Origin of the sequence: Streptomyces bullii, assembly GCF_042657145.1 — a bacterium.
Classification (GTDB): Bacteria; Actinomycetota; Actinomycetes; order Streptomycetales; family Streptomycetaceae; genus Streptomyces; species Streptomyces bullii.
In genome coordinates, this window is record NZ_JBHSNY010000008.1 from 303747 (window position 1) to 327636 (window position 23890).

Below are 23890 nucleotides of genomic sequence, written 5' to 3' on the forward strand. Positions count from 1 at the left end.
TCCCCGCCCACCCGCGCCCCTGCGTCCCCTGTGTCCCCTGCATCCCCGCCCACCCGCGCCGAGTACTGCGTGATCGCCTGCGCCGAGGCCTGGCGGGGGGCCGGGGAGATCCTGGCGAGCCCCGTGGGCGTGATTCCGTCCATCGGCGCCCGGCTCGCCCGGCTGACCTTCGCACCGGATCTGCTGCTGACCGACGGCGAGGCGATGCTGGTCGACGCCGACGGCACCGTCGAGGGCTGGCTGCCGTACCGCCGGCACCTCGCCCTGGTCACGGGCGGCCGGCGGCACGTGATGATGGGCGCGAGCCAGATCGACCGGTACGGCAACCAGAACATCTCGTGTGTCGGCGACTGGGCGCGGCCCCGGCGGCAGTTGCTGGGGGTGCGCGGAGCGCCGGTCAACACACTGAACCATCCGACGAGTTACTGGATCCCCCGGCACTCTCGGCGGGTGTTCGTGGAGAAGGCCGACATGGTGTGCGGAGTGGGGTACGACAGGGCCGCCGAGCAGCCGGGAGCGGCCCGCTTCCACCACCTCGCGCGGGTGGTCTCCGACCTCGGCGTCCTCGACTTCGCCACGCCGGACCACTCGATGCGGCTGGCCGCCGTGCATCCCGGCGTGACGGTGGAGCGGGTCAGGGAGGCGACGGGCTTCGAGCTGACCGTGCCGGACGAGGTGCCGTGCACGCGTGAGCCCACCGCCGAGGAGCTGCGGCTGATCCGCGAGGTGATCGACCCGGCGGGCGCACGCGAACGGGAGGTAGGGCCGTGATGGAGACCGCCCTGACGCGGCTGGTCGGCGTGCGGCACCCGATCGTGCAGACGGGGATGGGCTGGGTGGCGGGCCCCCGCCTGGTCTCCGCCACGGCGAACGCGGGGGCGCTCGGCATCCTGGCCTCCGCGACGATGACACCGGACCGGCTGCGTCAGGCGATACGCGAGGTGAAGTCCCGTACCGCGCGGCCCTTCGGGGTCAATCTGAGGGCCGACGCGTCCGATGCCGCCGACCGGGTGCGGATCCTGGTGGAGGAGGGCGTCCGCGTCGCCTCCTTCGCCCTGGCCCCCTCCCGGGAGCTGATCGCGGAGTTGAAGGAGGCGGGGGTGGTGGTCGTGCCGACCGTGGGGGCGCGGCGGCATGCCGAGAAGGTCGCGGCCTGGGGCGCGGACGCGGTGGTCGTGCAGGGCGCGGAGGGCGGCGGGCACACCGGCGAGGTGGCCACGACCGTGCTGGTGCCGCAGGTGGTGGACGCGGTGGGGATACCCGTCGTGGCGGCGGGCGGTTTCTTCGACGGGCGGGGTCTGGTCGCGGCGCTGGCCTACGGGGCGGCGGGCGTGGCGATGGGCACGCGGTTCCTGCTCACGTCGGACTCGACCGTGCCGGACGCGGTGAAGGCCCGGTATCTGGCGGCGACGGTAGGGGACGTGACGGTGACCAGGGCCGTGGACGGGCTGCCGCACCGCATGCTGCGCACGGACCTCGTCGGCTCCCTGGAGCGGGCCGGCCCGGTGCGAGCCCTGCTGGAGGCCCTCTGTCACGCGGCCGGCTTCCGGAGACTGTCCGGCCTCACCTGGCGGCAGATGATGCGCGACGGACTCGCCCTGAAGCGCGGCACGGACCTGTCCTTCGGCCAGGTGCTGCTGGCGGCCAACACGCCGATGCTGCTCAAGGCGGCGATGGTGGACGGCCGTACGGACCTCGGGGTGATGGCCTGCGGCCAGGTCGCCGGGGTGATCGACGACCTGCCGTCGTGCGCGGAACTGGTGGAGCGGATCATGACCGAGGCCGGGGACGTCGTCGCTGCGCTGTCGGGGGGCCGTGTGTAGGGCGGGCGGCTCGTCCCCCCGGCCCCGCCTCACCCGGTCCCCGCTCGCCCCAGCCCGCCCCTGGCCCGCCGCCCCCTCAGCACCGCTCGATGATCGTCACGTTGGCCTGGCCGCCGCCCTCGCACATGGTCTGGAGGCCGAACCGCCCGCCGGTGCGCTCCAGTTCGTGCAGCAGCGTCGTCATCAGCTTCGCGCCGGTGGCGCCCAGGGGGTGCCCCAGGGCGATCGCGCCGCCGTTGACGTTGACCCTGTCCGGGTCCGCGCCGGTCTCCCTCAGCCAGGCCAGGACCACAGGGGCGAAGGCCTCGTTGATCTCGACGAGGTCGATGTCGTCCAGGGTGAGTCCGGTCTTCTCCAGGGCGTGGGCGGTGGCCGGGATCGGCGCGGTGAGCATGCGGATCGGGTCCTCGCCGCGCACCGAGAGGTGGTGCACGCGCGCCCGGGGCGTGAGCCCGTGCTCGCGCACCGCCCGCTCGGAGGCCAGCAGCAGGGCCGCCGCGCCGTCGGAGACCTGCGAGGAGCAGGCGGGGGTGACGGTACCGCCGTCGAGGACCGGCTTCAGCGCGGCCATCTTCTCCACGGAGGTGTCCCGGCGCGGCCCCTCGTCGACGGTCACCTCTCCGTACGGCACGGTCTCGCGGTCGAAGCGGCCCTCGTCGATCGCCCGCACCGCCCGCCGGTGCGAGCGCAGCGCGTACTCCTCCTGGTCCCGCCGGCTGATCCCCCACTTGGCGGCGATCATCTCGGCGCCGGCGAACTGGTTCACCGGCTGGTCCCCGTACCGCGCCCGCCAGCCCCCGCTGCCCGCGAACGGCCCCTCGGTCAGGCCCAGCGGCACGGCGGCCTGCCGGGAGGCGAAGGCGATCGGCACCTGCGACATGTTCTGCACGCCGCCCGCGACCACCAGGTCCTGCGTGCCGGACAGGACGGCCTGCGCCGCGAAGTGCACGGCCTGCTGCGAGGAGCCGCACTGCCGGTCCACCGTCACACCCGGCACCTCCTCGGGCAGCCCGGCCGCCAGCCAGCAGGTGCGCGCGATGTCGCCGGCCTGCGGCCCCACCGTGTCCAGACAGCCGAGTACGACGTCCTCGACGGCGGCCGGATCGACGCCCGAGCGGGCCATGAGCTCCTTGAGGACGTGCGCGCCGAGGTCGGCCGGGTGGACGGTGCTCAGTCCTCCCCCGCGGCGCCCGACGGGCGTGCGGACCGCTTCGACGATGTAGGCCTCGGCCATGGCGACTCCCTGAAGACAGAAGGGCTATGCGCGTACGGCGATCCCGTCCAGGACCATCGACAGGTACTGCCGGGCGATCTCCTCCGGGCTGTGCTGCCCGCCCGGCCGGTACCAGGACGCGGCGACCCACACCGTGTCGCGCACGAACCGGTAGGTGAGCCGGACGTCGAGGTCGGCCCGGAAGACCCGCTCGGCGACCCCGCGCTCCAGCGTGGACAGCCACGCCTTCTCGAACCTGCGCTGCGACTCGGCGAGGAACGCGAATCGCTCCTGCGCCACGAGCTGTTTGGACTCCTTCTGGTAGATCGCGACGGCGGCACGGTGCCGGTCGATCTCCCGGAACGACTCGGTGACCAGCGCTTCCAGGGTCTCCCGCGGCCCGGTCCCCGCCTCCAGGACGGTGTCGTAGCCGTCCCAGAGCTCGTCGAGGAAAGTGCGCAGGATCTCCTCCAGCATCGACTCCTTGGAGTCGAAGTGGTAATAGAGGCTGCCCGCGAGCATGCCCGCGTGGTCCGCGATCTTGCGGACGGTGGTGGCGTTGTAGCCCTGCTCGGCGAAGACCTCGGCCGCGGTGTCGAGGAGTTCCCGGCGGCGGGCGGGTGCGGCGGCGGTCACCTGGGGCTTCTTCTTCGTAGGCACGCGCACATTGTCGCTCCCCGACTCACGCGCGCTGGCTGCTCACCGGCACGACCTCCCCGGTCATGTACGACGAGTAGCCCGAGGCCAGGAACACGATCACGTTGGCTACCTCCCACGGGTGCGCGTACCGCCCGAAGGCCTCCCGCGCGGTCAGCTCCTCCAGCACCTCGGGCGTCGTCACCTTCACCAGGTGTGGATGCAGGGCCAGGCTCGGCGCGACGGCGTTGACCCGCACCCCGTAGGCGGCCGCCTCCACCGCCGCGCACCGGGTCAGCGCCATCACGCCCGCCTTGGCCGCTGCGTAGTGCGCCTGCCCGGCCTGGGCGCGCCAGCCGACGACGGAGGCGTTGTTGACGATCACGCCGCCGCGCGTGTCCCGCATCAGGCAAAGGGCCGCGCGCGTGCAGCGGAACGTGCCGTTCAGCGTCACGTCCAGGACGCGGGACCACTGCTCGTCGGTCATGTCGGCCAGGGCCGCGGTGCCTCCCAGTCCGGCGTTGTTGACCACCACGTCGAGCCGCCCGTGCTCCCGTACCGCCGTCTCGAACAGTGTTCGCACCTGGGCCTCGTCCGTGACGTCGCAGGGCACGGCCGTCACCGCGTCCCCGAACTCCCGGGCGAGTTCCGCCTCGTACTCCTTCAGCCGCCGCAGGTGCGCGTCACTGATCAGGACACGCGCGCCCTCCTGGAGGAAGCGGCGCGCGGTGGCCCCGCCGATGCCCGCGCCCGCCGCCGCCGTGACCACGGCGGTGCGCCCGCGCAGCAGCCCGTGGCCGGGCACGTACGCCGGACTCTCGACGTCTGTCATGGCCTCACGCTAACCTACCAAACACTTGTTAGGGAAGAGTCGGGGGAAGCCCGGGAAGGAGGCACGCCGTGGACCTCGCCTTCAGCCCGGACGACGAGGCGTTCCGCGCCGAGGCGCGGCAGTGGCTGCGGGCCCGTGTGCCGCGCGAGCCGCTGCCCTCCCTGGAGACGGCGGAGGGCTTCGCGGCCCACCGTGCCTGGGAGGCCGAGCTGGCCGCCGGCCGCTGGTCGGCGGTGCACTGGCCGGTGCGGTACGGCGGGCGGGACGCCGGTCTGCTGCGGTGGCTGCTCTTCGAGGAGGAGTACTACGCGGCCGGCGCCCTGAACCGCGTCAGCCAGAACGGCGTCAGCCTGCTGGCCCCCACCCTCCTGGACCACGGCACCGAGGAGCAGCGTGCCCGTGTGCTGCCGCCGATGGCCACCGGCGAGGTCGTCTGGGCGCAGGCCTGGTCGGAACCCGAGGCCGGCTCCGACCTGGCCGCGCTGCGGGCCCGGGCGGTACGCACGGACGGCGGCTGGCTGCTGACCGGGCAGAAGACGTGGTCGTCCCGGGCCGCCTTCGCCGACCGCGCGTTCGGGCTGTTCCGCAGCGACCCGGACACGCCGAAGCCCCAGCAGGGGCTGACCTACCTCATGTTCGGCCTGCGCGCGCCCGGCGTCACGGTCCGCCCGATCGCCCGTCTCGACGGGAAACCGGCCTTCGCCGAACTGTTCCTGGACGAGGTCTTCGTGCCCGACGAGGACGTGATCGGCGCGCCCGGGCAGGGCTGGCGCATCGCCATGGCGACGGCGGGCAACGAGCGCGGGCTGATGCTCCGCTCCCCCGGCCGTTTCCTCGCCGCCGCGCGGCGGCTGCACGAGCTGTGGCGGGCGCGGGGCAGCCCGGAGTGGGCCCGCGACCGGGTGGCCGACGTCCTGATCGGCGCCCGCGCGTACCAGCTGTTCACCTACGCGGCGGCCTGCCGCCTCCTCGACGGCGCGCCCCTCGGCCCGGAGTCCAGCCTGAACAAGGTCTTCTGGTCCGAGTACGACATCGCGCTCACGGAGACGGCCCTCGATCTGCTGGACGCGGAGGGCGAGTGCGCGGACACCGACTGGTGCGAGCGGTACGTCTTCGCCCTCGCCGGCCCCCTCTACGCGGGCACGAACGAGATCCAGCGCGACATCGTCGCCGAGCGCCTGCTCGGCCTGCCGAAGGGACGCCGCTGATGCGGGAGGGACCGGCATGACGCGCTTTCTCCTCGACACGGAACAACGCGCGTTCGCCGCCTCACTTGACGCGATGCTCGCGGCCGCCGACACCCCGGCCGCGATCCGGGACTGGAGCCGCGGCGACCACGCGCGCGGGCGTGTGCTGTGGCGCCGCCTCGCCGACGCGGGCGTCTTCGCGCTCGCGGTACCGGAGGAGCACCAGGGGGTGGGGCCGCTGCCCCTGGAAATGGTCGTCGCCTTCGTCGAGTTGGGACGGCACGCGGTGCCCGGCCCCGTGGTGGAGACCGTCACGGCCGCCGCGCTGCTCACGGACCCGGGCCCCGCGCAGCGCCTGCTGCCCTCCCTCGCCTCGGGCGCGACGATGGCGACGGTGGCACCGGCGGATGCGTACGCCCTGGACGGCGACGCGGCGGCGGTCCGCCTCTCCTGCTCCCCCGACGGTCTGCGCCTCGCCCCCGGCCACGGCCCCGTGCGCCTCAGCCTCGACCCGGCCCGCCGCCTCACCCGGCTCACCCCCGGAGGGGAGCTCCTCACCTCCGACCCGCCGCTGGGCCGGGCCCTGACCTGGGCCCGCCTCGCCACCGCCGCCCAGGCGCTCGGCGTCGGACTCGCCCTCCTGGACCGGACCGTCGGGTATGTCGGGCGGCGCACGCAGTTCGGGGTCCCGGTCGGTTCGTTCCAGGCCGTCAAACACCGACTGGCCGACGCGCGGATCGCCCTGGAGTTCGCGCGTCCCCTGGTCTTCGGCGCCGCGCTGACCATGAGCCCCGCCGACGTGGCCGCCGCCAAGGTCGCCGCGTGCCAGGCGGCGTACGCCACCGCCCGTACCGCGTTGCAGTCGCACGGCGCGATCGGCTACACGGCGGAGTACGACCTGTCGCTGTGGCTGACCAAGGCCCGTGCCCTGCGCACCGCCTGGGGCAGTCCGCGGGAGTGCCGGGCCGTCGTCGTCAGTGCTGGTGATCGCCCCTGGTGAGTTCCCGGTACTCCTCCACCGTCGGCTTCGCGATCTGCGCGTCGGGCCCGAACATGGCCCGCGACAGCCGGGCCCGCAGCCGCTGCGACGGCCTGACCCGGCGGCGCACACCGCCCGCGTCGACGAGCGGCCCGATCTCGTACGGCCGGGGCTGCTCGTGCTGGGTGAGGGTGAACATCTGGGCCTGCGAGAGCGGTGCGTGGGTCTCGGTGTACTCGCCGGTCGGCAGCCGCTTGATGGTGCCGGTCTCCCTGCCGTGCAGCACCTTGTTCCGGTCCCGGCGCTGCAGGCCCAGGCAGATCCTCTTCGTGACGACGAAGGCGAGGACCGGCACCACGAAGACGGCGATCCGCACGAACCAGGTGATCACGTTGATGGACAGGTGCAGGTGGGTGGCGACGATGTCGTTGCCGCCGCCGATCAGCAGCACCGCGTAGAGGCTGATCCAGGCCACGCCGAGCCCGGTGCGCACGGGCGCGTTGCGCGGCCGGTCCAGGACGTGGTGCTCACGCTTGTCCCCCGTGATCCACGCCTCGATGAACGGATAGAGCCCGATGGCGATCATGACGAGCGGGAACAGCGCGAACGGGATGAACACGCCCGGCACCAGCGTGTGGCCCCACAGGTTGATCTCCCATCCCGGCATCACCCGGATCAGCCCCTCGGAGAAACCGAGGTACCAGTCGGGCTGGGCGCCGGTGGTGACGAGGTCGACGCGGTAGGGGCCGTAGGCCCACACGGGGTTGATCTGGGCGACGGCGCCCATGATCGCCAGGACGCCGAAGACGAGGAAGAAGAAGCCGCCCGCCTTGGCCATGTACACCGGCAGGAAGGGCATGCCGACGACCGACTTCTCCTCGCGGCCGGGCCCCGGGAACTGGGTGTGCTTGTGGTAGAAGACCAGGATCAGGTGGACCGCCACCAGGCCCAGCATGAGCCCGGGCAGCAGCAGGATGTGGATCGGGTACAGCCGCGCGATGAAGTCGTCGCCGGGGAACTCCCCGCCGAACAGGAAGAACGCCAGGTACGTGCCCACGATCGGGATGGACAGGATCGCGCCGTACGCGAAGCGCACTCCGGTGCCGGACAGCAGGTCGTCGGGCAGGGAGTAGCCGGTCAGGCCGGTGATGATGCCCAGCATCAGCAGCGTCCAGCCGAACACCCAGTTGACCTCGCGCGGCTTGCGGAAGGCGCCGGTGAAAAACACCCGCATCATGTGCGTGAGCATGGCGGTGACGAAGACCAGGGCGGCCCAGTGGTGGATCTGCCGCATCAGCAGCCCGCCGCGCACATCGAAGCTGATGTCGAGCGTGGACTCGTACGCGCGGGTCATGAGGATGCCGTTGAGCGGCGTGTAGGAGCCGTGGTAGACGACCTCGGCGCTGCTCGGTTCGAAGAACAGGGTGAGGTAGACCCCGGTGAGGATCAGCACGAGGAAGCTGTAGAGGCTGACCTCGCCCAGCATGAACGACCAGTGGTCCGGGAAGACCTTGCGCATGTTGGCCTTGGCCAGCGCGAACAGGCCGAGCCGCCCGTCGGCCCACACCGCGAGGCTCTCGCCCTTGCCGGGAGTCCTCGCGCGGTCGGCACCCGCCGTCACACCCACTGATCGCGCGCCGTCGCCCATACGTCGTCGCCTCCCCGTCGGTCTTCCCAGCGTGGCACGGGGACACGGGTACGCCAACGGGAGAAGCGGTCCGCCTAGGCCAACGGGGCGAGGGCCGGCTCAGCGACCGGCGTCCCCTGACCGCACGATGCCCTGGGCCCGTGCCGCCACCAGCCACTGCGGGAACTCGCCGACCAGACGGTCGTACAGCTCGGCGTCGGACACCCGCCGCGGATCCGCACCGGCGTGGAAGAACCCGGCGTTGTCGACGACCCGCTTCTGCGGCACCGCCAGCTCGTCGAGTCTGCGCAGGTAGTCGAACTGCTTGCTGTCCGGGTCGCCGAAGCCGATGAACTGCCAGAACAGCGGCAGTTCGGCTGCCTTGCACAGGTACCGCTCGGCCGCGAGCCTGTTGACGGGCCCGCCGTCGGTCTGGAACACGACCAGGGCGGGCTCGGTGGCCCCGCTGTCCAGGTAGTGGTCGATGACGGCGTCCATCGCCAGGTGGTAGCTGGTCTTCCCCATGTGCCCGAGGCCGGCGACGATCCGCTCGACACGCCCCTCGTGGTCGGCGAGCGCGATGTCGGTGACGGCGTCGACGTCCGTGGAGAAGAACACCACCGGCACGGTCCCGTCGTCGTCGAGGTGCGCGGACAGCCCGAGCACCCGGTCGGCGAGCGCCTGCATGGTGCCGTCCTTGTAGTACGGCCGCATGGAGCCGGAGTAGTCGAGGACCAGGTAGACCGCGGCCCGCACCCCGTCCAGCCCGTGCTTCGCGAGCGACACCCCAGCGCTCTTGTACAGGCTGACCAGCGCGGGCGCGGTCTCCTCCACCTTGCGCAGACTGATCGCGGCCATACGGTTTCCCCCTCGCTCCGGCTGAACTGGGCCGAGGCTACGGCACGCGCACAGGCAACGGCGCCTGCCCGTTCGTCCGGTCGGGGACAGTGGGCAGGCGCCGTCTGGTGTTCCGTACGCCGTTGTACGGGACGTATAGGGGGCGGGTCAGACCGTCAGTGCGCGGTCCGTCGGGCGGATCGGGGCCGGCAGGTCGCTGACGCCCGTGAGGAAGCGGTCCACACCGCGTGCCGCCGAGCGGCCCTCCGCGATCGCCCACACGATGAGCGACTGGCCGCGGCCCGCGTCACCGGCGACGAACACGCCGGGCACGTTGGTCTGGAAGTCTGCGTCGCGGGCGATGTTGCCGCGCTCGTCGAGCTCCAGGCCGAGCTGCTCGACCAGGCCGTTCTCCCGGTCGGTGCCGGTGAAGCCCATGGCGAGGGTGACCAGCTGGGCCGGGATCTTGCGCTCGGTGCCCGGCTTCTGGGTGAGCTTGCCGTCGACGAACTCGACCTCGGTCATGTGCAGCCACTGCACGTTGCCGTCCTCGTCGCCCTCGAAGTGGGTCGTGGAGACGGAGTAGATCCGCTCGCCGCCCTCCTCGTGCGCCGAGGTGACCTTGTACAGCATGGGGAAGGTCGGCCACGGCTGGGAGACCGGGTTCCGCTCGTCGTTCGGGCGGGGCATGATCTCCAGCTGCGTGACGGAGGCCGCGCCCTGGCGGTGGGCGGTGCCCACGCAGTCGGCGCCGGTGTCACCGCCGCCGATGACGACGACGTGCTTGCCCTCGGCCGAGATCGGGGGCGCCACGTAGTCGCCCTCCTGGACCTTGTTGGCGAGCGGCAGGTACTCCATCGCCTGGTAGATGCCCTTGAGCTCGCGGCCCGGCACCGGCAGGTCGCGTGCCGTCGTGGCGCCCGCCGCGATCACGATCGCGTCGTACCGCTTGCGCAGGTCCGTCGCCTTCAGGTCGCGGCCGATCTCGATGCCGGTACGGAAGCGGGTGCCCTCCGCGCGCATCTGCTCGATACGGCGGTTGATGTGCCGCTTCTCCATCTTGAACTCGGGGATGCCGTAGCGCAGCAGACCACCGATGCGGTCGGCCCGCTCGTACACCGCGACCGTGTGACCGGCCCGGGTCAGCTGCTGGGCGGCGGCCAGGCCCGCCGGGCCCGAGCCGATGACCGCGACCGTCTTGCCGGACAGGCGCTCCGGGATCTGCGGGGCCACCTCCCCGGTCTCCCACGCCTTGTCGATGATCGAGACCTCGACGTTCTTGATGGTGACCGGCGGCTGGTTGATGCCGAGCACGCATGCCGACTCGCACGGAGCGGGGCACAGACGGCCCGTGAACTCCGGGAAGTTGTTCGTCGCGTGCAGGCGCTCGCTCGCCGCCGCCCAGTCCTCGCGGTAGGCGTAGTCGTTCCACTCGGGGATCAGGTTCCCCAGCGGGCAGCCGTTGTGGCAGAACGGGATGCCGCAGTCCATGCACCGGCTGGCCTGCTTGCTGATGATCGGCAGCAGCGAGCCGGGGACGTAGACCTCGTTCCAGTCCCTGACGCGCTCCTCGACCGGGCGGGACTTGGCGACCTCACGGCCGTGGTTCAGAAAGCCCTTCGGGTCAGCCATTGATCGCCGCCTCCATCATCTTCTCGTGGGTCTCGGACTCGGAGAGACCGGCTCGCTCGGCGGCGTCCTTGGCGGCGAGCACTGCCTTGTACGTGCTGGGGATGATCTTGCTGAAGCGCTCCACGGCGCTGTCCCACTCGGCCAGCAGCTTCTCGGCGACGGTCGAGCCCGTCTCCTCCTGGTGCCGGCGGACCACGTCGTGCAGCCACTGCTTGTCGGCGTCGTCGAGCGCCTCGACGGCGTTCAGGTTGCCGACGTTGACGTTGTCGCGGTCGAGGTCGATGACGTACGCGATACCACCTGACATGCCGGCCGCGAAGTTGCGGCCCGTCTCGCCGAGCACCACCGCGTGACCGCCGGTCATGTACTCGCAGCCGTGGTCGCCCACGCCCTCGGAGACGACCAGCGCGCCGGAGTTGCGGACGCAGAAGCGCTCGCCGACCTTGCCCCGCAGGAACATCTCACCGCTCGTGGCTCCGTACGCGAGGGTGTTGCCCGCGATGACGCTGTACTCGGCGAGGTGGTCGGCCGCGCGGTCCGGGCGGACGATGATCCGGCCGCCGGAGAGGCCCTTGCCGACGTAGTCGTTGGCGTCGCCCTCCAGGCGCAGCGTGACACCGCGCGGGACGAAGGCGCCGAAGGACTGGCCGGCGGAGCCGGTGAAGGTGATGTCGATGGTGTCGTCGGGCAGGCCGGCGCCGCCGAACCTCTTCGTCACCTCGTGGCCGAGCATGGTGCCGACCGTGCGGTTGATGTTGCGGATGGCGACCTGGGCGCGCACCGGCTGTGCCTCGGTCGCGTCCGAAGCGGCCAGGGCATCGGCGGCGAGCCTGATGAGCTCGTTGTCGAGCGCCTTCTCCAGGCCGTGGTCCTGGGCGATGACCTGGTGGCGGACCGCGCCCTCAGGCAGCTCGGGCACGTGGAACAGCGGCTCCAGGTCCAGGCCCTGCGCCTTCCAGTGGTTCACCGCGCGGGTCACGTCGAGCGCCTCGGCGTGACCGACGGCCTCCTCGATGGAGCGGAAGCCCAGTTCGGCGAGGAGCTCGCGGACCTCCTCGGCGATGAACTGGAAGAAGTTCACGACGTACTCGGCCTTGCCGGAGAACCGGTCCCTGAGGGTCGGGTTCTGCGTGGCGATGCCGACCGGGCAGGTGTCCAGGTGGCAGACGCGCATCATGACGCAGCCGGAGACGACGAGCGGCGCGGTGGCGAAACCGAACTCCTCGGCGCCGAGCAGTGCGGCGATGACGACGTCGCGGCCGGTCTTCAGCTGGCCGTCGGTCTGGACGACGATCCGGTCGCGCAGGCCGTTGAGGAGCAGCGTCTGCTGGGTCTCGGCGAGGCCGAGCTCCCAGGGGCCGCCCGCGTGCTTCAGCGAGGTCAGCGGGGAGGCACCCGTACCGCCGTCGTGGCCCGAGATGAGCACGACGTCCGCGTGCGCCTTGGACACACCCGCGGCGACCGTGCCGACACCGACCTCCGAGACCAGCTTGACGTGGATCCGCGCCTGGGGGTTCGCGTTCTTCAGGTCGTGGATCAGCTGGGCCAGGTCCTCGATGGAGTAGATGTCGTGGTGCGGCGGCGGCGAGATCAGGCCGACACCCGGCGTCGAGTGACGGGTCTTGGCCACCCACGGGTAGACCTTGTGGCCGGGCAGCTGGCCGCCCTCGCCGGGCTTGGCGCCCTGGGCCATCTTGATCTGGATGTCGTCGGAGTTGACGAGGTACTCGCTCGTCACACCGAAGCGGCCGGAGGCGACCTGCTTGATGGAGGAGCGGCGCGCCGGGTCGTACAGGCGCTCCGGGTCCTCGCCGCCCTCACCGGTGTTGGACTTGCCGCCCAGCTGGTTCATGGCGATGGCGAGGGTCTCGTGCGCCTCCTTCGAGATGGAGCCGTACGACATGGCGCCCGTGGAGAAGCGCTTGACGATCTCGGAGGCCGGCTCGACCTCGTCCAGCGGGATCGGCTTGCGGTCGGACTTGAACCCGAACAGGCCGCGCAGCGTCATCAGCCGCTCGGACTGCTCGTTCACGCGCTCGGTGTACTTCTTGAAGATGTCGTAGCGGCCGGTGCGCGTGGAGTGCTGGAGGCGGAAGACCGTCTCCGGGTCGAACAGGTGCGGCTCGCCCTCGCGGCGCCACTGGTACTCGCCGCCGATCTCCAGCGCGCGGTGCGCCGGGGCGATCCCGGAGGCCGGGTACGCCTTGGCGTGGCGGGCGGCGACCTCCTTGGCGATGACGTCGATGCCGACGCCGCCGATCTTGGTGGCCGTGCCGTTGAAGTACTTCTCGACGAAGGCCTGGTCGAGACCGACGGCTTCGAAGACCTGGGCGCCGCGGTAGGAGGCGACCGTCGAGATGCCCATCTTGGACATGACCTTCAGCACGCCCTTGCCGAGGGCGTAGATCAGGTTGCGGATGGCCTGCTCGGGCTCGATGCCGGGCAGGAAGGTACCGGCGCGGACCAGGTCCTCGACGGACTCCATCGCCAGGTACGGGTTGACGGCGGCGGCGCCGTAGCCGATGAGCAGGGCGACGTGGTGCACCTCGCGGACGTCGCCGGCCTCGACCAGCAGGCCCACCTGGGTGCGCTGCTTGGTGCGGATGAGGTGGTGGTGGACGGCCGCGGTGAGCAGCAGCGACGGGATCGGGGCGTGCTCGGCGTCCGAGTGGCGGTCCGACAGGACGATCAGGCGGGCGCCGTTGTCGATGGCGGCGTCGGCCTCGGCGCAGATCTCCTCGATGCGCGCGGCCAGCGCCTCACCACCGCCGTGCACCCGGTACAGGCCGGAGAGCGTCGCGGCCTTGAAGCCGGGCATGTCGCCGTCGGCGTTGATGTGGATGAGCTTGGCCAGCTCGTCGTTGTCGATCACCGGGAACGGCAGGACGACGGAGCGGCAGGACGCGGCGGTCGGCTCCAGCAGGTTGCCCTGCGGGCCGAGGGAGGACCGCAGGGAGGTGACGAGCTCCTCGCGGATGGCGTCCAGCGGCGGGTTGGTGACCTGCGCGAACAGCTGGGTGAAGTAGTCGAAGAGCAGCCGCGGACGCTCGCTCAGCGCGGCGATCGGCGAGTCGGTGCCCATCGAACCGATCGGCTCGGCGCCGGACTTGGCCATCGGCGCGAGGATGACGCGCAGCTCCTCCTCGGTGTAGCCGAAGGTCTGCTGGCGGCGGGTGACCGAGGCGTGGGTGTGCACGATGTGCTCGCGCTCGGGCAGGTCGCCCAGCTCGATCTCGCCGGCCTCCAGCCACTCCGCGTACGGGTGCTCGGCGGCGAGCTGCGCCTTGATCTCGTCGTCCTCGATGATGCGGTGCTCGGCGGTGTCCACCAGGAACATGCGGCCGGGCTGGAGGCGGCCCTTGCGGACCACCTTGGCGGGGTCGATGTCCAGGACGCCGACCTCGGAGCCGAGGACGACCAGGCCGTCGTCGGTGACCCAGTAGCGGCCGGGGCGCAGGCCGTTGCGGTCGAGGACCGCGCCGACCTGGGTGCCGTCGGTGAAGGTGACGCAGGCCGGGCCGTCCCAGGGCTCCATCATCGTGGAGTGGTACTGGTAGAAGGCGCGCCGGGCCGGGTCCATGGAGTCGTGGTTCTCCCACGCCTCCGGAATCATCATCAGCACGGAGTGCGGCAGCGACCGCCCGCCCAGGTGCAGCAGCTCCAGCACCTCGTCGAAGGAGGCGGAGTCGGAGGCGTCCGGCGTGCACACCGGGAAGATCCGGTCCAGGTCGCGCTCGCCGAACAGGTCGGAGACCAGCTGCGACTCGCGGGCGACCATCCAGTTGCGGTTGCCCTTGACGGTGTTGATCTCACCGTTGTGCGCGACGAAGCGGTACGGGTGGGCGAGCGGCCAGCTCGGGAAGGTGTTCGTGGAGAACCGGGAGTGCACGAGTGCGATCGCGGAGGCGAACCGGCGGTCGGACAGGTCCGGGAAGAAGGGCTCCAGCTGGCCGGTGGTCAGCATGCCCTTGTAGACGATGGTCCGCGCGGACAGCGACGGGAAGTAGACGCCGGCCTCGCGCTCGGCGCGCTTGCGCAGCACGAACGCCTTGCGGTCGAGGTCGATCCCGGTGCTGGCGGCGCCGTCGCTGACGAAGATCTGGCGGAAGACGGGCATGGTCGACCGGGCCGTGGCGCCGAGCAGCTCGGGAGCGACCGGCACCTCGCGCCAGCCGAGCACGGTCAGGTGCTCCTCGGCGGCGATCGACTCGATCTGCGCCACGGCGTCCGCCGCGGAGTCCTCCGGCAGGAAGGCGATACCGACGGCGTACGCACCGGCCTCGGGCAGCTCGAATCCGGCCACCTCGCGGAAGAAGGCGTCGGGGACCTGCGACAGGATGCCGGCGCCGTCACCGGAGTCGGGCTCGGAGCCGGTGGCGCCGCGGTGTTCCAGGTTGCGCAGGACGGTGAGGGCCTGGTCGACCAGGGTGTGGGACGCCTCGCCGGTGAGAGTGGCGACGAAGCCGACGCCGCAGGCGTCGTGCTCGTTGCGGGGGTCGTACATACCCTGCGCAGCAGGGCGAGCATCCATGAACGACCAGTTCTGGCCATTCGCGGAGTGCTGGGACGGCTGGCGCGGCGTACGCATCGGCTCTCCCGTCGTCGTCATGTGGCATATGCAGATTGCCGAGGGACGACGTTGGCCCTCTGCGTGATCGCAAAATTTCGTGCAGGTTACATGATGGAGCGGTTCTCGGGAACCGGGATAATCCGTTCCAACATGCGGACGCCGCGAGGGGGTACGCGGCGGATGCGCCGCCCGTCGGCGGCGGAAGTATGGGGGGACCGGCACGGACAGATCGATGCCCGGCGGCCCGAAGGAGCGGGGGGAGCGTCGTCGCTCACCCGCGGGTGCGCGGCAGGCCTCATTGCCCACAGCGCTTACGGCTCATGCCCCGTGGTCACGCATCCGAAACCAGCGAGTAACGGCTACTTATGCGGCCCCACGCATAGGTGCGAGCCGCGCTATCCTACGGCCGTTCCGAACAGACTGCCCAGGGCGTACGTCACACCGGCCGCCGCGCCCCCCAGGGCGAGTTGCCGCAGTCCGCTGAACCACCAGGTCCTTGCCGTCACCTTGGCCACGACTGCGCCGCACAGGAAAAGCCCGAGCAGCGCCAGCAGCACGGCCGGCCACAGACTGCTCGCGCCCAGCAGGTAGGGCAGGACGGGGACCAGCGCGCCGAGCGCGAAGGAGCCGAAGCTGGACACCGCGGCGACGGTGGGTGAGGGCAGGTCGCCGGGGTCGATGCCGAGCTCCTCGCGGGCGTGGATCTCCAGGGCCTGCTCGGGGTCGCGCGAGAGCTGCCGGGCGACTTCGCGGGCCAGCGGGGGCTCGACGCCGCGCGCCTCGTAGAGGGCGGCGAGCTCGGCCTCCTCGTCCTTGGGGTGCTTTCTCAGCTCGCGCCGCTCGACGTCCAGTTCCGCCTCGACGAGTTCGCGCTGGGAGGCCACGGACGTGTACTCGCCGGCGGCCATGGAGAAGGCGCCGGCGGCCAGGCCCGCGAGGCCGGACAGGACGACGGTGTGGTGGCTGACCGACCCGCCCGCGACACCGGTCATCAGCGCCAGGTTGGAGACCAGACCGTCCATCGCGCCGAAGACGGCGGGACGCAACCAGCCGCCGTTGACGTCCCGGTGCGTGTGGTTGTCACGGTGCGCCTCGTGCAGCGCGGCCTCGGTTTCGATGATGGCCATACGGTCCCCCTGGGAGCTTCCTTGGACACGTTCTATCTTTCGACAACAACAAAACTACGCTGGTCATTTCCGGTCCGCCAGCAAGGAGAGGCTGCTCTTACCTGGGGTTTTGCCGGTTTACGCTCATCCGTACCGAGGCATCTTCAGATGTCGACCGGGTGACGCTGGGTCGTGGGAGGCTGCGCCGCGCACCGCACCGGGGACAGTTCCGCAAAGGGCTACCGCGTCGTGACAGGTGCTCCCCGAGAGGAGGCCGCGCATGGCATCCATCCGCGAACGGGCGCGCGGCGCGCTGCTCGGCCTGGCCGTCGGCGACGCCCTCGGAGCCCCGGCCGAGAACCTGCGGCCCTCGGAGATCCGCGCACGGTGGGGCCGTATCACGGGCTTCGTCGCCGACAACCCCTCGGGCACGGACGACACCGAGTACGCGATCTTCTCGGGCCTGCTGTTGTCCCGGCACGGCTCCGCGCTCGCCCCGGCCGCTGTCGAGGCGGCCTGGCACGAGTGGATCGCGGACCGTGAGGAGGGCCCCTTCCGGGGCGCCGGCTTCAGCGAACGCGGCACCCTGGAGAACCTGCGCCGCGGCCTGGCCGCCCCCATCTCCGCCCAGCACCGCCACGCGTGGAGCGACGGTCTGGCCATGCGCGCGGCGCCGTACGGCGTCTTCGCGGCCGGCCGCCCGGCGGAGGCGGCCCGGCTGGCGGCGATCGACGGCTCGGTCAGCCACGACGGCGAGGGCATCTACGGCGGCCAGGCCGTCGCGGCAGGGGTGGCGGCGGCGATGGCGGGAGCGCCACCGACGGCGGTCGTCGCCGCCGCCCTCGCCGTCGTCCCGGACGACTCCTGGACGGCGCGGTCCCTGCGCCGGGCCGTCGCGGTCGCCCACCGGGGCGAACGAGCGGTCCGCTCGGCGGTCGTCATCGGCGGCTACCCGTGGACCGACCTGGCCCCGGAGGCGGTCGCCCTCGCGTTCGGCGCGTACGCGGCGGCCGACGGCGACTTCCGGCAGGCCGTACTGACCGCCGTCAACATGGGCCGAGACGCCGACACCACGGCAGCGGTGGCGGGCGCCCTGGCCGGTGCGACCCAGGGCGCCGCCGCGATCCCGGCCGACTGGGCGGCGGCCATCGGCCCGGCGCGCGGCAGCTGCCTGCCGGCGATGGCCGGGCATCACGTACTGGAGATCGCCGATCTGCTGAGCCCGGAGCACGAACAGGCGGAGGTCCCCTCGTGAGGCCGCCGGGCCCGTGGGACGAGGGCTTGATCGGGACCCCTCTCGCACCCGCGCCCGCCGACGGCGGGAACGCCCCCCATCGGCCACCCGCACCCCACGCACCCCACGCACCCGACGCATTCGACACACGCGAAGCACCGGAGGCACCCAAGGCACCGAACACACCGAACACACCCGACCACCGATCCCGCACGGCTGGACCGGCCGGGAACGACCCGGCCGAAGGCGAAGCCGAAACCGTCGACACCGCACAGCCGCCGCGGGCACGACGCATCGAAGGCCTCCTGCTGGGCCTGGCCGCGGGCGACGCCGCCGGCTGGCCCGCCGCACGCCACCGCGCTGCCCGCATGCCCGAGTGGACCCGCCGCCTCACCCGCGAACTGGACACCTTCGCCGAGCAGAACGCGACCACCACCCTCCCCGTCCCCATCGCCCTCAATCAGCCCCCCGAACCCCTCCGCCTGGGCCCCTCCGACGACGCCGAATGGGCGGCCTTCGCCGCGGAGGCCGTCCTGCGCGCCGGCGACGACACCGCCCTCGGCGACCTGAGCCGCGAACGCCGCACCCGCGCCGCGATCGACCTCACCTGGAGCGCCCTGGCCGGCGAGGTGGCCGCGGCCACCGAACGGGCCCCGGAGACCGAGTCGGCCGTCCTCCCGCTGCGCGCCCGTATCTCCGTCCGCGCCGGGCTCGGCAATCTCGCCACCGGCCTGCGCCCGCCCGCCACCGGTCACGACAACCCGCACTACTTCGACGACGCGGCCTGCGTACGGGCCTGCGTCCTGGCCGTGGCGCACCCCGGCGACCCCCGACGCGCCGCCGAACTGGCCGAGTTCGACGCCCGCTACACCCAGGACGAGGACGGTGTGCACGGCGCCCGCGCCATGGCGGCGGCCCTCGCACTCGCGCTGGCCGGCGCCCAGGTCGACGCCTGCGTCACGGCCGCGCTCGCCGAACTGCCCGAGGAGACGGAGATCGGCCGCAACGCCCGCCACGCCCTGCGCCTGGCCCGGGACGCGGACAGCGCCTTCGCCCTGGTCCCCCCTCTGGAACACCAGATCGTCGACCATGTCTACAGCTACGGCGTCGCCGCCGCCGAGACCGTGCCGGTCGCCCTCGCCCTGGCGACCGCCGCCCGCGGCCGGATCGCGGACGCGGTCCCCGCGGCGGCCTGCCTGTCCCGGGTGGCCGACTCGGCCCCGGCGCTCACCGGCGCCCTCACCGGCGCGCTGGGCGGCGGCGCGGCGATCCCGGCGACCTGGCGGAAGACCTGCCGCACCCTCCCCGGCTGCGTCCTGCCCCGGCTCACCGGCACGGACCTGGTGGAACTCGCCGGACTGCTGGAAGCCGCGCAACCGGCCGCGCCAGGTGGATGATTCGGGCATGACGCCCAAATACCAAGAAAGCCGGGACGTGCCTCTGGACGAGCGGATCACCGGCGCGCTCGTGGGAGCCGCCGTCGGCGACGCCCTCGGCGGCCCCGTCGAGGGCTACTCCCCCGAGCAGATCACCGAACGGCACGGCGGCCGCGTCCACGGCATCGTCGGTCCCTGGAACGGCGACGCCTGGCGCACCGCCCGCCCCCTCGCCCCGTACCACAAGGGCGACGGCCACGTCACCGACGACACCCTGATGACGCACGCGCTGGTCCGGGTCTACGGCACGGTCCGGGACCACCTGGACGCCTACGCGATCGCCGACCACCTGGTCCCGGACCTGATGACGACCCCGCGCTGGATCCCGGAACTGGAGACGGAGGCCCTGCCCCTGCAGCGGATCTTCCTGGCGGAGAAATGGCTGGCGGCCCGTCTCCACTACGGCCACGTCGACCCACGGGAGGCCGGTGTCGGCAACATCGTCAACTGCGGCGCCGCGATGTACATGGCCCCCGTCGGCCTGATCAACGCGGCCAACCCGGCGGGCGCCTACGCCGAGGCGCTGGACATCGCGGGCGCCCACCAGTCGTCGTACGGACGTGAGGCGGCCGGCGTCCTCGCGGCGGCGGTCGCGGCGGCCTGCGCACCGGGCGCGACTGCGGACTCGGTCGTCGCGGCCTGTCTGTCGCTGGCCAAGGACGGCACCCGCGCGGCGATCGAGCGGGTCTGCGAGGAGGCGTCCCGCCACGAGGACTTCGAGTCCGCGCTGCGCCCGCTGCGGGCGGCCGTCGCCCCGTACGACACGGTGGGCCCCGACTACCGCTCCCCCTCGCTGGGCGCCCGCCGCCCTTCCCGCCTGCACGCCATCGAGGAACTGCCCATCGCGCTGGGCATGCTGCTGGTGGCCCGGGGCGACTACCGCCACGCGGTTCTGGGCGCGGTGAACTACGGCCGCGACTGCGACTCCATCGCCACGATGGCCGGCGCCCTGGCCGGGGCGCTGGGCTCACCCGTGCCGGAGGACTGGGCGAAAGCGGTCGGGGAGGCCAGCCGCCTGGACCTGTGGGAGCCGGCGCGCACGCTCACCGAGGTGACGCGGGAGGTCTTCGCCCGCGACGTACGCCGACGCCGCGCCCACGAGCGGGCGTTCGCGGAGCTGGGAGGCCCGGCATGCTCCGACTGACCTGGGTCCAGCCGGAGGACCTCATCGGCCACGAACTGCGCCAGGCTGTCCAGGACGGCCGCGAACCGTCCGCGATCGCGGCGCGATGGCGAGCGGCGGGCGGCAGCGAGGCCCCGTCGCGCGCGGGTGCTTCCCCCGAACCGGCCTCCCGCTACCTGCGCCGGCTCGCGCAGGACCTGCTGGACGAACTGGCCGACCTGCCCAGCAGGTTGGCGGACGACGAACCGACGGACCTGGAGCGGATCAGGTCGCTGTGCCCCGGCTGGCCGCAGCCCGCGGGCCGTCGCGCCGGTGGAGCGGCAGCCTCCCTGGAGGCCGCATGGCTCGGCCGGGCCGTCGGCTGCCTGCTCGGCAAGCCGGTCGAGAAACTCCCCCTCGACGGCATCCGCCGACTCGCCCGGTCCACCGGCAACTGGCCCCTGCACACCTGGTTCACCGCCCGCGGAGTCCCCGAGGACCTGGCAGCGCGGTACCCCTGGAACCGCCGCTCGGCGGCCACCTCCCTCGCCGAGAACATCGACGGCATGCCCGAGGACGACGACCTCAACTACCCGCTCCTCAACCTGCTCCTGCTGCGACGCCACGGCAGGGACTTCACCACCGCGGACGTGGCCCGCACCTGGCTCGACCACCTCCCCGCCGGCCGCACCTTCACCGCCGAACGCATCGCCTACCGCAACCTCCTCACCGGGGTGGAGCCCCCGCGCACGGCCCGCCACCGCAACCCCTTCCGCGAGTGGATCGGCGCGCTGATCCGCGCCGACGTGCACGGCTGGACCAACCCCGGCGACCCGGCGGCCGCCGCCGAACAGGCCCACCGCGACGCCACGCTCACCCACACCGCCAACGGCGTCTACGCCGCGATGTTCGCGGCGGCCACCATCGCCGCCGCCGCGACCGGCGGCCAGGACGTGCACGCCTGCCTGCGCACCGGCCTCGCGGTCGTCCCCCCCAACTCCCGTCTGGCCCGCGCCGTCCGCCACGCCGTCCACCTGGCCCGGGCCCACGACGACTTCGACACGGTCGTGGACGAACTCCACGCCACCCACGGCGCGACTCACCACTGGGTGCACGCCGTCCCCAACACCGCCCTCGTCGCCGCCGCCCTCACCCACGCCGACGGCGACTTCACCGGCTCCATCTGCCGTGCGGTGTCCGGGGGCTGGGACACGGACTCCAACGGCGCGACGGCCGGCAGCATCGCGGCCCTGCTGGCCGGACACCCCGCGGCGCTCCCCGACCACTGGACCGCCCCCCTCAAGAACCGACTGTCCACGTCCGTCGGCGACTTCGACGGCATCGGCTTCGACGCGCTCGCCCACCTCACGCACCAGGAGACCCGTCGCTCATGACCGCCCCCCTCACCGGCCTGCGCGTCCTCGACCTCGCCACCCTCTTCGCCGGCCCGCTCGCCGCGACACTGCTCGGCGACTTCGGCGCGGACGTCGTCAAGGTCGAGCACCCGGCCAAGCCCGACCCCTCGCGCGGCCACGGCCCGTCGAAGAACGGCGTGGGCCTGTGGTGGAAACTGCTCGGCCGCAACAAGCGCACCATCACCCTCGACCTGTCCACACCGGGGGGCCGCGCCACCCTGCTGCGCCTGGCCGCCACCGCCGACGTGGTCATCGAGAACTTCCGCCCCGGCACCCTGGAGAAGTGGGACCTGGGCTGGCCCGAGCTGTCGGCCGCCAACCCCCGCCTGGTCCTGGCCCGGGTCACCGGCTTCGGCCAGTTCGGCCCGTACGCGCACCGCCCCGGCTTCGGCACGCTCGCCGAGGCCATGAGCGGCTTCGCCGCGATCACCGGGGAGCCGGACGCGCCGCCGACCCTCCCGCCCTTCGGGCTGGCCGACTCGATCGCGGGTCTGACCACGGCGTACGCGGTGCTCACCGCGCTCGCCGCCCGCGACCGCACCGGCGAGGGGCAGATCGTCGACCTGGCCCTGATCGAGCCGATCCTGACCGCCCTCGGCCCCCAGCCGCTCTGGTACGACCAGCTCGGCCACGTCCAGCCCCGCACCGGCAACCGCTCCCAGAACAACGCCCCGCGCGGCATCTACCGCACCGCGGACGGCACCTGGGTCGCCGTCTCGACCTCCGCCCAGTCGGTCGCCGAGCGCGTGATGCGCCTGGTCGGCCGCCCCGAGCTGATCGACGAACCGTGGTTCGCGACGGGCGCCGACCGGGCCCGGCACGCCGACGTCCTCGACGAGGCGGTCGGCGCCTGGATCGCCGGCCGCACCCGTACGGAGGTCCTCGCGGCCTTCGAGAAGGCCGAGGCGGCGGTCGCCCCGGTGCAGGACGTACGCGACGTGATGGCGGACCCGCAGTACCGGGCCCTGGACACCATCACCACCGTCGACGACCCGGAACTGGGCCCGCTCCGCATGCAGAACGTCCTCTTCCGCCTGTCCGCCACGCCCGGGGCGATCCGCTGGGCGGGCCGGCCGCACGGCGCGGACACGGACGAGGTCCTGACGGAACTGGGCCTCACCCCGGACGAGTTGGCCGCCCTGCGGGCGGAGGGCGCCCTGTGACGGCCGTCCCGCTGACCTGGCTGTACGCCCCGGGCGACCGACCGCACGTCGTCGCCAAGGCCCTCACCTGCGGCGCCGACGTCGTCGTGATCGATTTGGAGGACGCGGTCGCCCCCGACCGCAAGGCCTACGCCCGCCAGGCCACGGCCGAACTGCTCCGTGACCGGCAGCCCGTCCCGGTGCACGTCCGCGTCAACGCCCTGGACGGGCCCTGGGCGGAAGCGGACCTCGCCGCCATCGCCCCGGCCCCGGGCCTGTCCGCCCTCCGGCTGCCCAAGGTGACCTCTCCCGCGGAGGTCGCAGGCGTCGCCCGACGCGCGGTCCCCGCCGGCGGCGGGGAGCTTGCGCTGTACGCCCTGCTGGAGACGGCGCTCGGCGTGGAGCGCGCCTTCGCCGTCGCCACGGCCCAGTCCGCCCTGCGCGGCATCGCGCTCGGAGAGACCGACCTGCGCGCCGACCTGGGCGTCCGCGACGACGCGGGCCTGGACTGGTCCCGCTCCCGCGTGGTCGTGGCCGCCCGGGCGGCCGGCCTGCCCCCGCCGGCGCAGTCGGTCCATCCGGACACCCGTGACCTGGCGGGCCTTGCCGCCTCCTGCGCCCACGGCCGCTCCCTCGGCTTCCTGGGCCGGGCCGCCGTCCACCCCCGGCAGCTGCCGGTGATCGAGCGGGCCTACCTGCCCACCCAGGAGGAGACCGAACGGGCGGAGACGATCATCAAGGCCGCAACCGCCCAGCAGGGCGCCCAGGCGCTCCCCGACGGGAGGTTCGTCGACGCGGCGGTGGTGGCGGAAGCCCGCCGCACGCTGGCACTGGCCCGCAGGACCTGACGCCCCCGCGCCGGACGACGCCGAGGGCGCCCGGCAACCCGGGCGCCCTCGGCGTCGTTCACGCGGCCGTCAGCTCTTCTTCGCCGACTCGGCCCCGTCCTTCACGTCTTCCTGCTCCCCGGACTCGTCACCGGAGGTGTCCCCGGACTCCGGCCCGGACGTCTCTGCGGCCTTCGAGTCGGACGCCCCTTCGGACTTCGAGCCCGACTGCCCTGCGGACTTCCGCCCGGGCTCGCCCGCGGACTCCTTGTCGGAGAACTCCGCGGCGGCC

General features: G+C 72.7%; 18 protein-coding genes. 10 read left to right on the top strand and 8 right to left on the bottom strand.

Translation table 11 applies throughout. The annotated features are described in order from the left end of the window. Positions 1 to 30: 30 nt before the first annotated feature. Both ACFPZJ_RS24295 and ACFPZJ_RS24300 read left to right on the top strand, forming a co-directional pair. Positions 31 to 771 carry a CoA-transferase subunit beta gene (locus ACFPZJ_RS24295; RefSeq protein WP_381025341.1) on the top strand — a complete coding sequence of 247 codons (741 nt, stop codon included), beginning with the start codon at positions 31 to 33 and terminating at the stop codon, positions 769 to 771. Further along, positions 771 to 1823, top strand: a complete 1053-nt coding sequence (locus ACFPZJ_RS24300; RefSeq protein WP_381025775.1) for an NAD(P)H-dependent flavin oxidoreductase — start codon at positions 771 to 773, stop codon at positions 1821 to 1823. Before ACFPZJ_RS24295 ends, ACFPZJ_RS24300 begins: the two co-directional genes overlap by 1 nt. Positions 1824 to 1899: 76 nt before the next feature. On the opposite strand, the gene ACFPZJ_RS24305 is transcribed toward ACFPZJ_RS24300, so the two are convergent. From ACFPZJ_RS24305 to ACFPZJ_RS24315, 3 genes are read right to left on the bottom strand one after another with little or no spacing between them, the layout of a single operon-like run. Then, entirely contained in the window at positions 1900 to 3057 is a 1158-nt protein-coding gene (locus ACFPZJ_RS24305) for an acetyl-CoA C-acetyltransferase (RefSeq protein ID WP_381025344.1), read from the bottom strand. Between the two features lie 24 nt (positions 3058 to 3081). Next, on the bottom strand, positions 3082 to 3696 hold the full coding sequence (locus ACFPZJ_RS24310) for a TetR/AcrR family transcriptional regulator (protein WP_381025346.1): 615 nt from the start codon (positions 3694 to 3696) through the stop codon (positions 3082 to 3084). Between the two features lie 22 nt (positions 3697 to 3718). After that, positions 3719 to 4504, bottom strand: coding sequence for an SDR family oxidoreductase (locus ACFPZJ_RS24315; RefSeq protein WP_381025348.1), 786 nt, complete (start codon positions 4502 to 4504; stop codon positions 3719 to 3721). A 68-nt stretch (positions 4505 to 4572) separates the two neighbouring features. On the opposite strand from ACFPZJ_RS24315, the gene ACFPZJ_RS24320 reads away from it, so the two are divergent. Together ACFPZJ_RS24320 and ACFPZJ_RS24325 are read left to right on the top strand one after the other, a co-directional pair. After that, positions 4573 to 5712, top strand: a complete 1140-nt coding sequence (locus tag ACFPZJ_RS24320; RefSeq protein ID WP_381025351.1) for an acyl-CoA dehydrogenase family protein — start codon at positions 4573 to 4575, stop codon at positions 5710 to 5712. 16 nt (positions 5713 to 5728) lie between these two features. Further along, a complete protein-coding gene (locus ACFPZJ_RS24325) occupies positions 5729 to 6691 on the top strand; it encodes an acyl-CoA dehydrogenase family protein (protein ID WP_381025353.1) in 963 nt (320 codons plus the stop codon). Here the strand turns inward: ACFPZJ_RS24325 and qcrB are convergent. The 5 genes from qcrB to ACFPZJ_RS24350 all read right to left on the bottom strand — a co-directional run bounded on the left by qcrB (position 6666) and on the right by ACFPZJ_RS24350 (position 16463). Further along, complete coding sequence (gene qcrB, locus ACFPZJ_RS24330; protein ID WP_381025355.1) at positions 6666 to 8318, bottom strand: cytochrome bc1 complex cytochrome b subunit; 1653 nt, start codon at positions 8316 to 8318, stop codon at positions 6666 to 6668. The genes ACFPZJ_RS24325 and qcrB overlap by 26 nt on opposite strands. Positions 8319 to 8417: 99 nt before the next feature. Continuing rightward, positions 8418 to 9155, bottom strand: coding sequence for a vWA domain-containing protein (locus tag ACFPZJ_RS24335; RefSeq protein WP_381025357.1), 738 nt, complete (start codon positions 9153 to 9155; stop codon positions 8418 to 8420). Positions 9156 to 9302: 147 nt separating this feature from the next. Then, entirely contained in the window at positions 9303 to 10766 is a 1464-nt protein-coding gene (locus tag ACFPZJ_RS24340) for a glutamate synthase subunit beta (RefSeq protein ID WP_381025361.1), read from the bottom strand. After that, the gene (gene gltB, locus ACFPZJ_RS24345; protein ID WP_381025778.1) at positions 10759 to 15354 is read right to left on the bottom strand and encodes a glutamate synthase large subunit; all 4596 of its coding nucleotides are present in this window, start codon (positions 15352 to 15354) and stop codon (positions 10759 to 10761) included. Before gltB ends, ACFPZJ_RS24340 begins: the two co-directional genes overlap by 8 nt. A gap of 377 nt (positions 15355 to 15731) precedes the next feature. Further along, a complete protein-coding gene (locus ACFPZJ_RS24350; RefSeq protein ID WP_381025364.1) occupies positions 15732 to 16463 on the bottom strand; it encodes a VIT1/CCC1 transporter family protein in 732 nt (243 codons plus the stop codon). A 259-nt stretch (positions 16464 to 16722) separates the two neighbouring features. Here ACFPZJ_RS24350 and ACFPZJ_RS24355 point away from each other — a divergent pair, with 259 nt between their 5' ends. From ACFPZJ_RS24355 to ACFPZJ_RS24380, 6 genes are read left to right on the top strand one after another with little or no spacing between them, the layout of a single operon-like run. Further along, the gene (locus tag ACFPZJ_RS24355; protein ID WP_381025367.1) at positions 16723 to 17697 is read left to right on the top strand and encodes an ADP-ribosylglycohydrolase family protein; all 975 of its coding nucleotides are present in this window, start codon (positions 16723 to 16725) and stop codon (positions 17695 to 17697) included. Continuing rightward, entirely contained in the window at positions 17694 to 19073 is a 1380-nt protein-coding gene (locus ACFPZJ_RS24360) for an ADP-ribosylglycohydrolase family protein (RefSeq protein WP_381025370.1), read from the top strand. Before ACFPZJ_RS24355 ends, ACFPZJ_RS24360 begins: the two co-directional genes overlap by 4 nt. Positions 19074 to 19080: 7 nt before the next feature. Continuing rightward, a complete protein-coding gene (locus tag ACFPZJ_RS24365; protein ID WP_381025373.1) occupies positions 19081 to 20256 on the top strand; it encodes an ADP-ribosylglycohydrolase family protein in 1176 nt (391 codons plus the stop codon). After that, positions 20244 to 21608, top strand: coding sequence for an ADP-ribosylglycohydrolase family protein (locus tag ACFPZJ_RS24370; RefSeq protein WP_381025376.1), 1365 nt, complete (start codon positions 20244 to 20246; stop codon positions 21606 to 21608). The genes ACFPZJ_RS24365 and ACFPZJ_RS24370 overlap by 13 nt, the downstream gene beginning before the upstream one ends. Continuing rightward, positions 21605 to 22792: a CaiB/BaiF CoA transferase family protein gene (locus tag ACFPZJ_RS24375; protein ID WP_381025379.1), complete on the top strand. Its 1188-nt coding sequence runs from the start codon at positions 21605 to 21607 to the stop codon at positions 22790 to 22792. Before ACFPZJ_RS24370 ends, ACFPZJ_RS24375 begins: the two co-directional genes overlap by 4 nt. Further along, complete coding sequence (locus tag ACFPZJ_RS24380) at positions 22789 to 23619, top strand: HpcH/HpaI aldolase/citrate lyase family protein (protein WP_381025382.1); 831 nt, start codon at positions 22789 to 22791, stop codon at positions 23617 to 23619. The genes ACFPZJ_RS24375 and ACFPZJ_RS24380 overlap by 4 nt, the downstream gene beginning before the upstream one ends. Positions 23620 to 23890 lie beyond the last annotated feature (271 nt).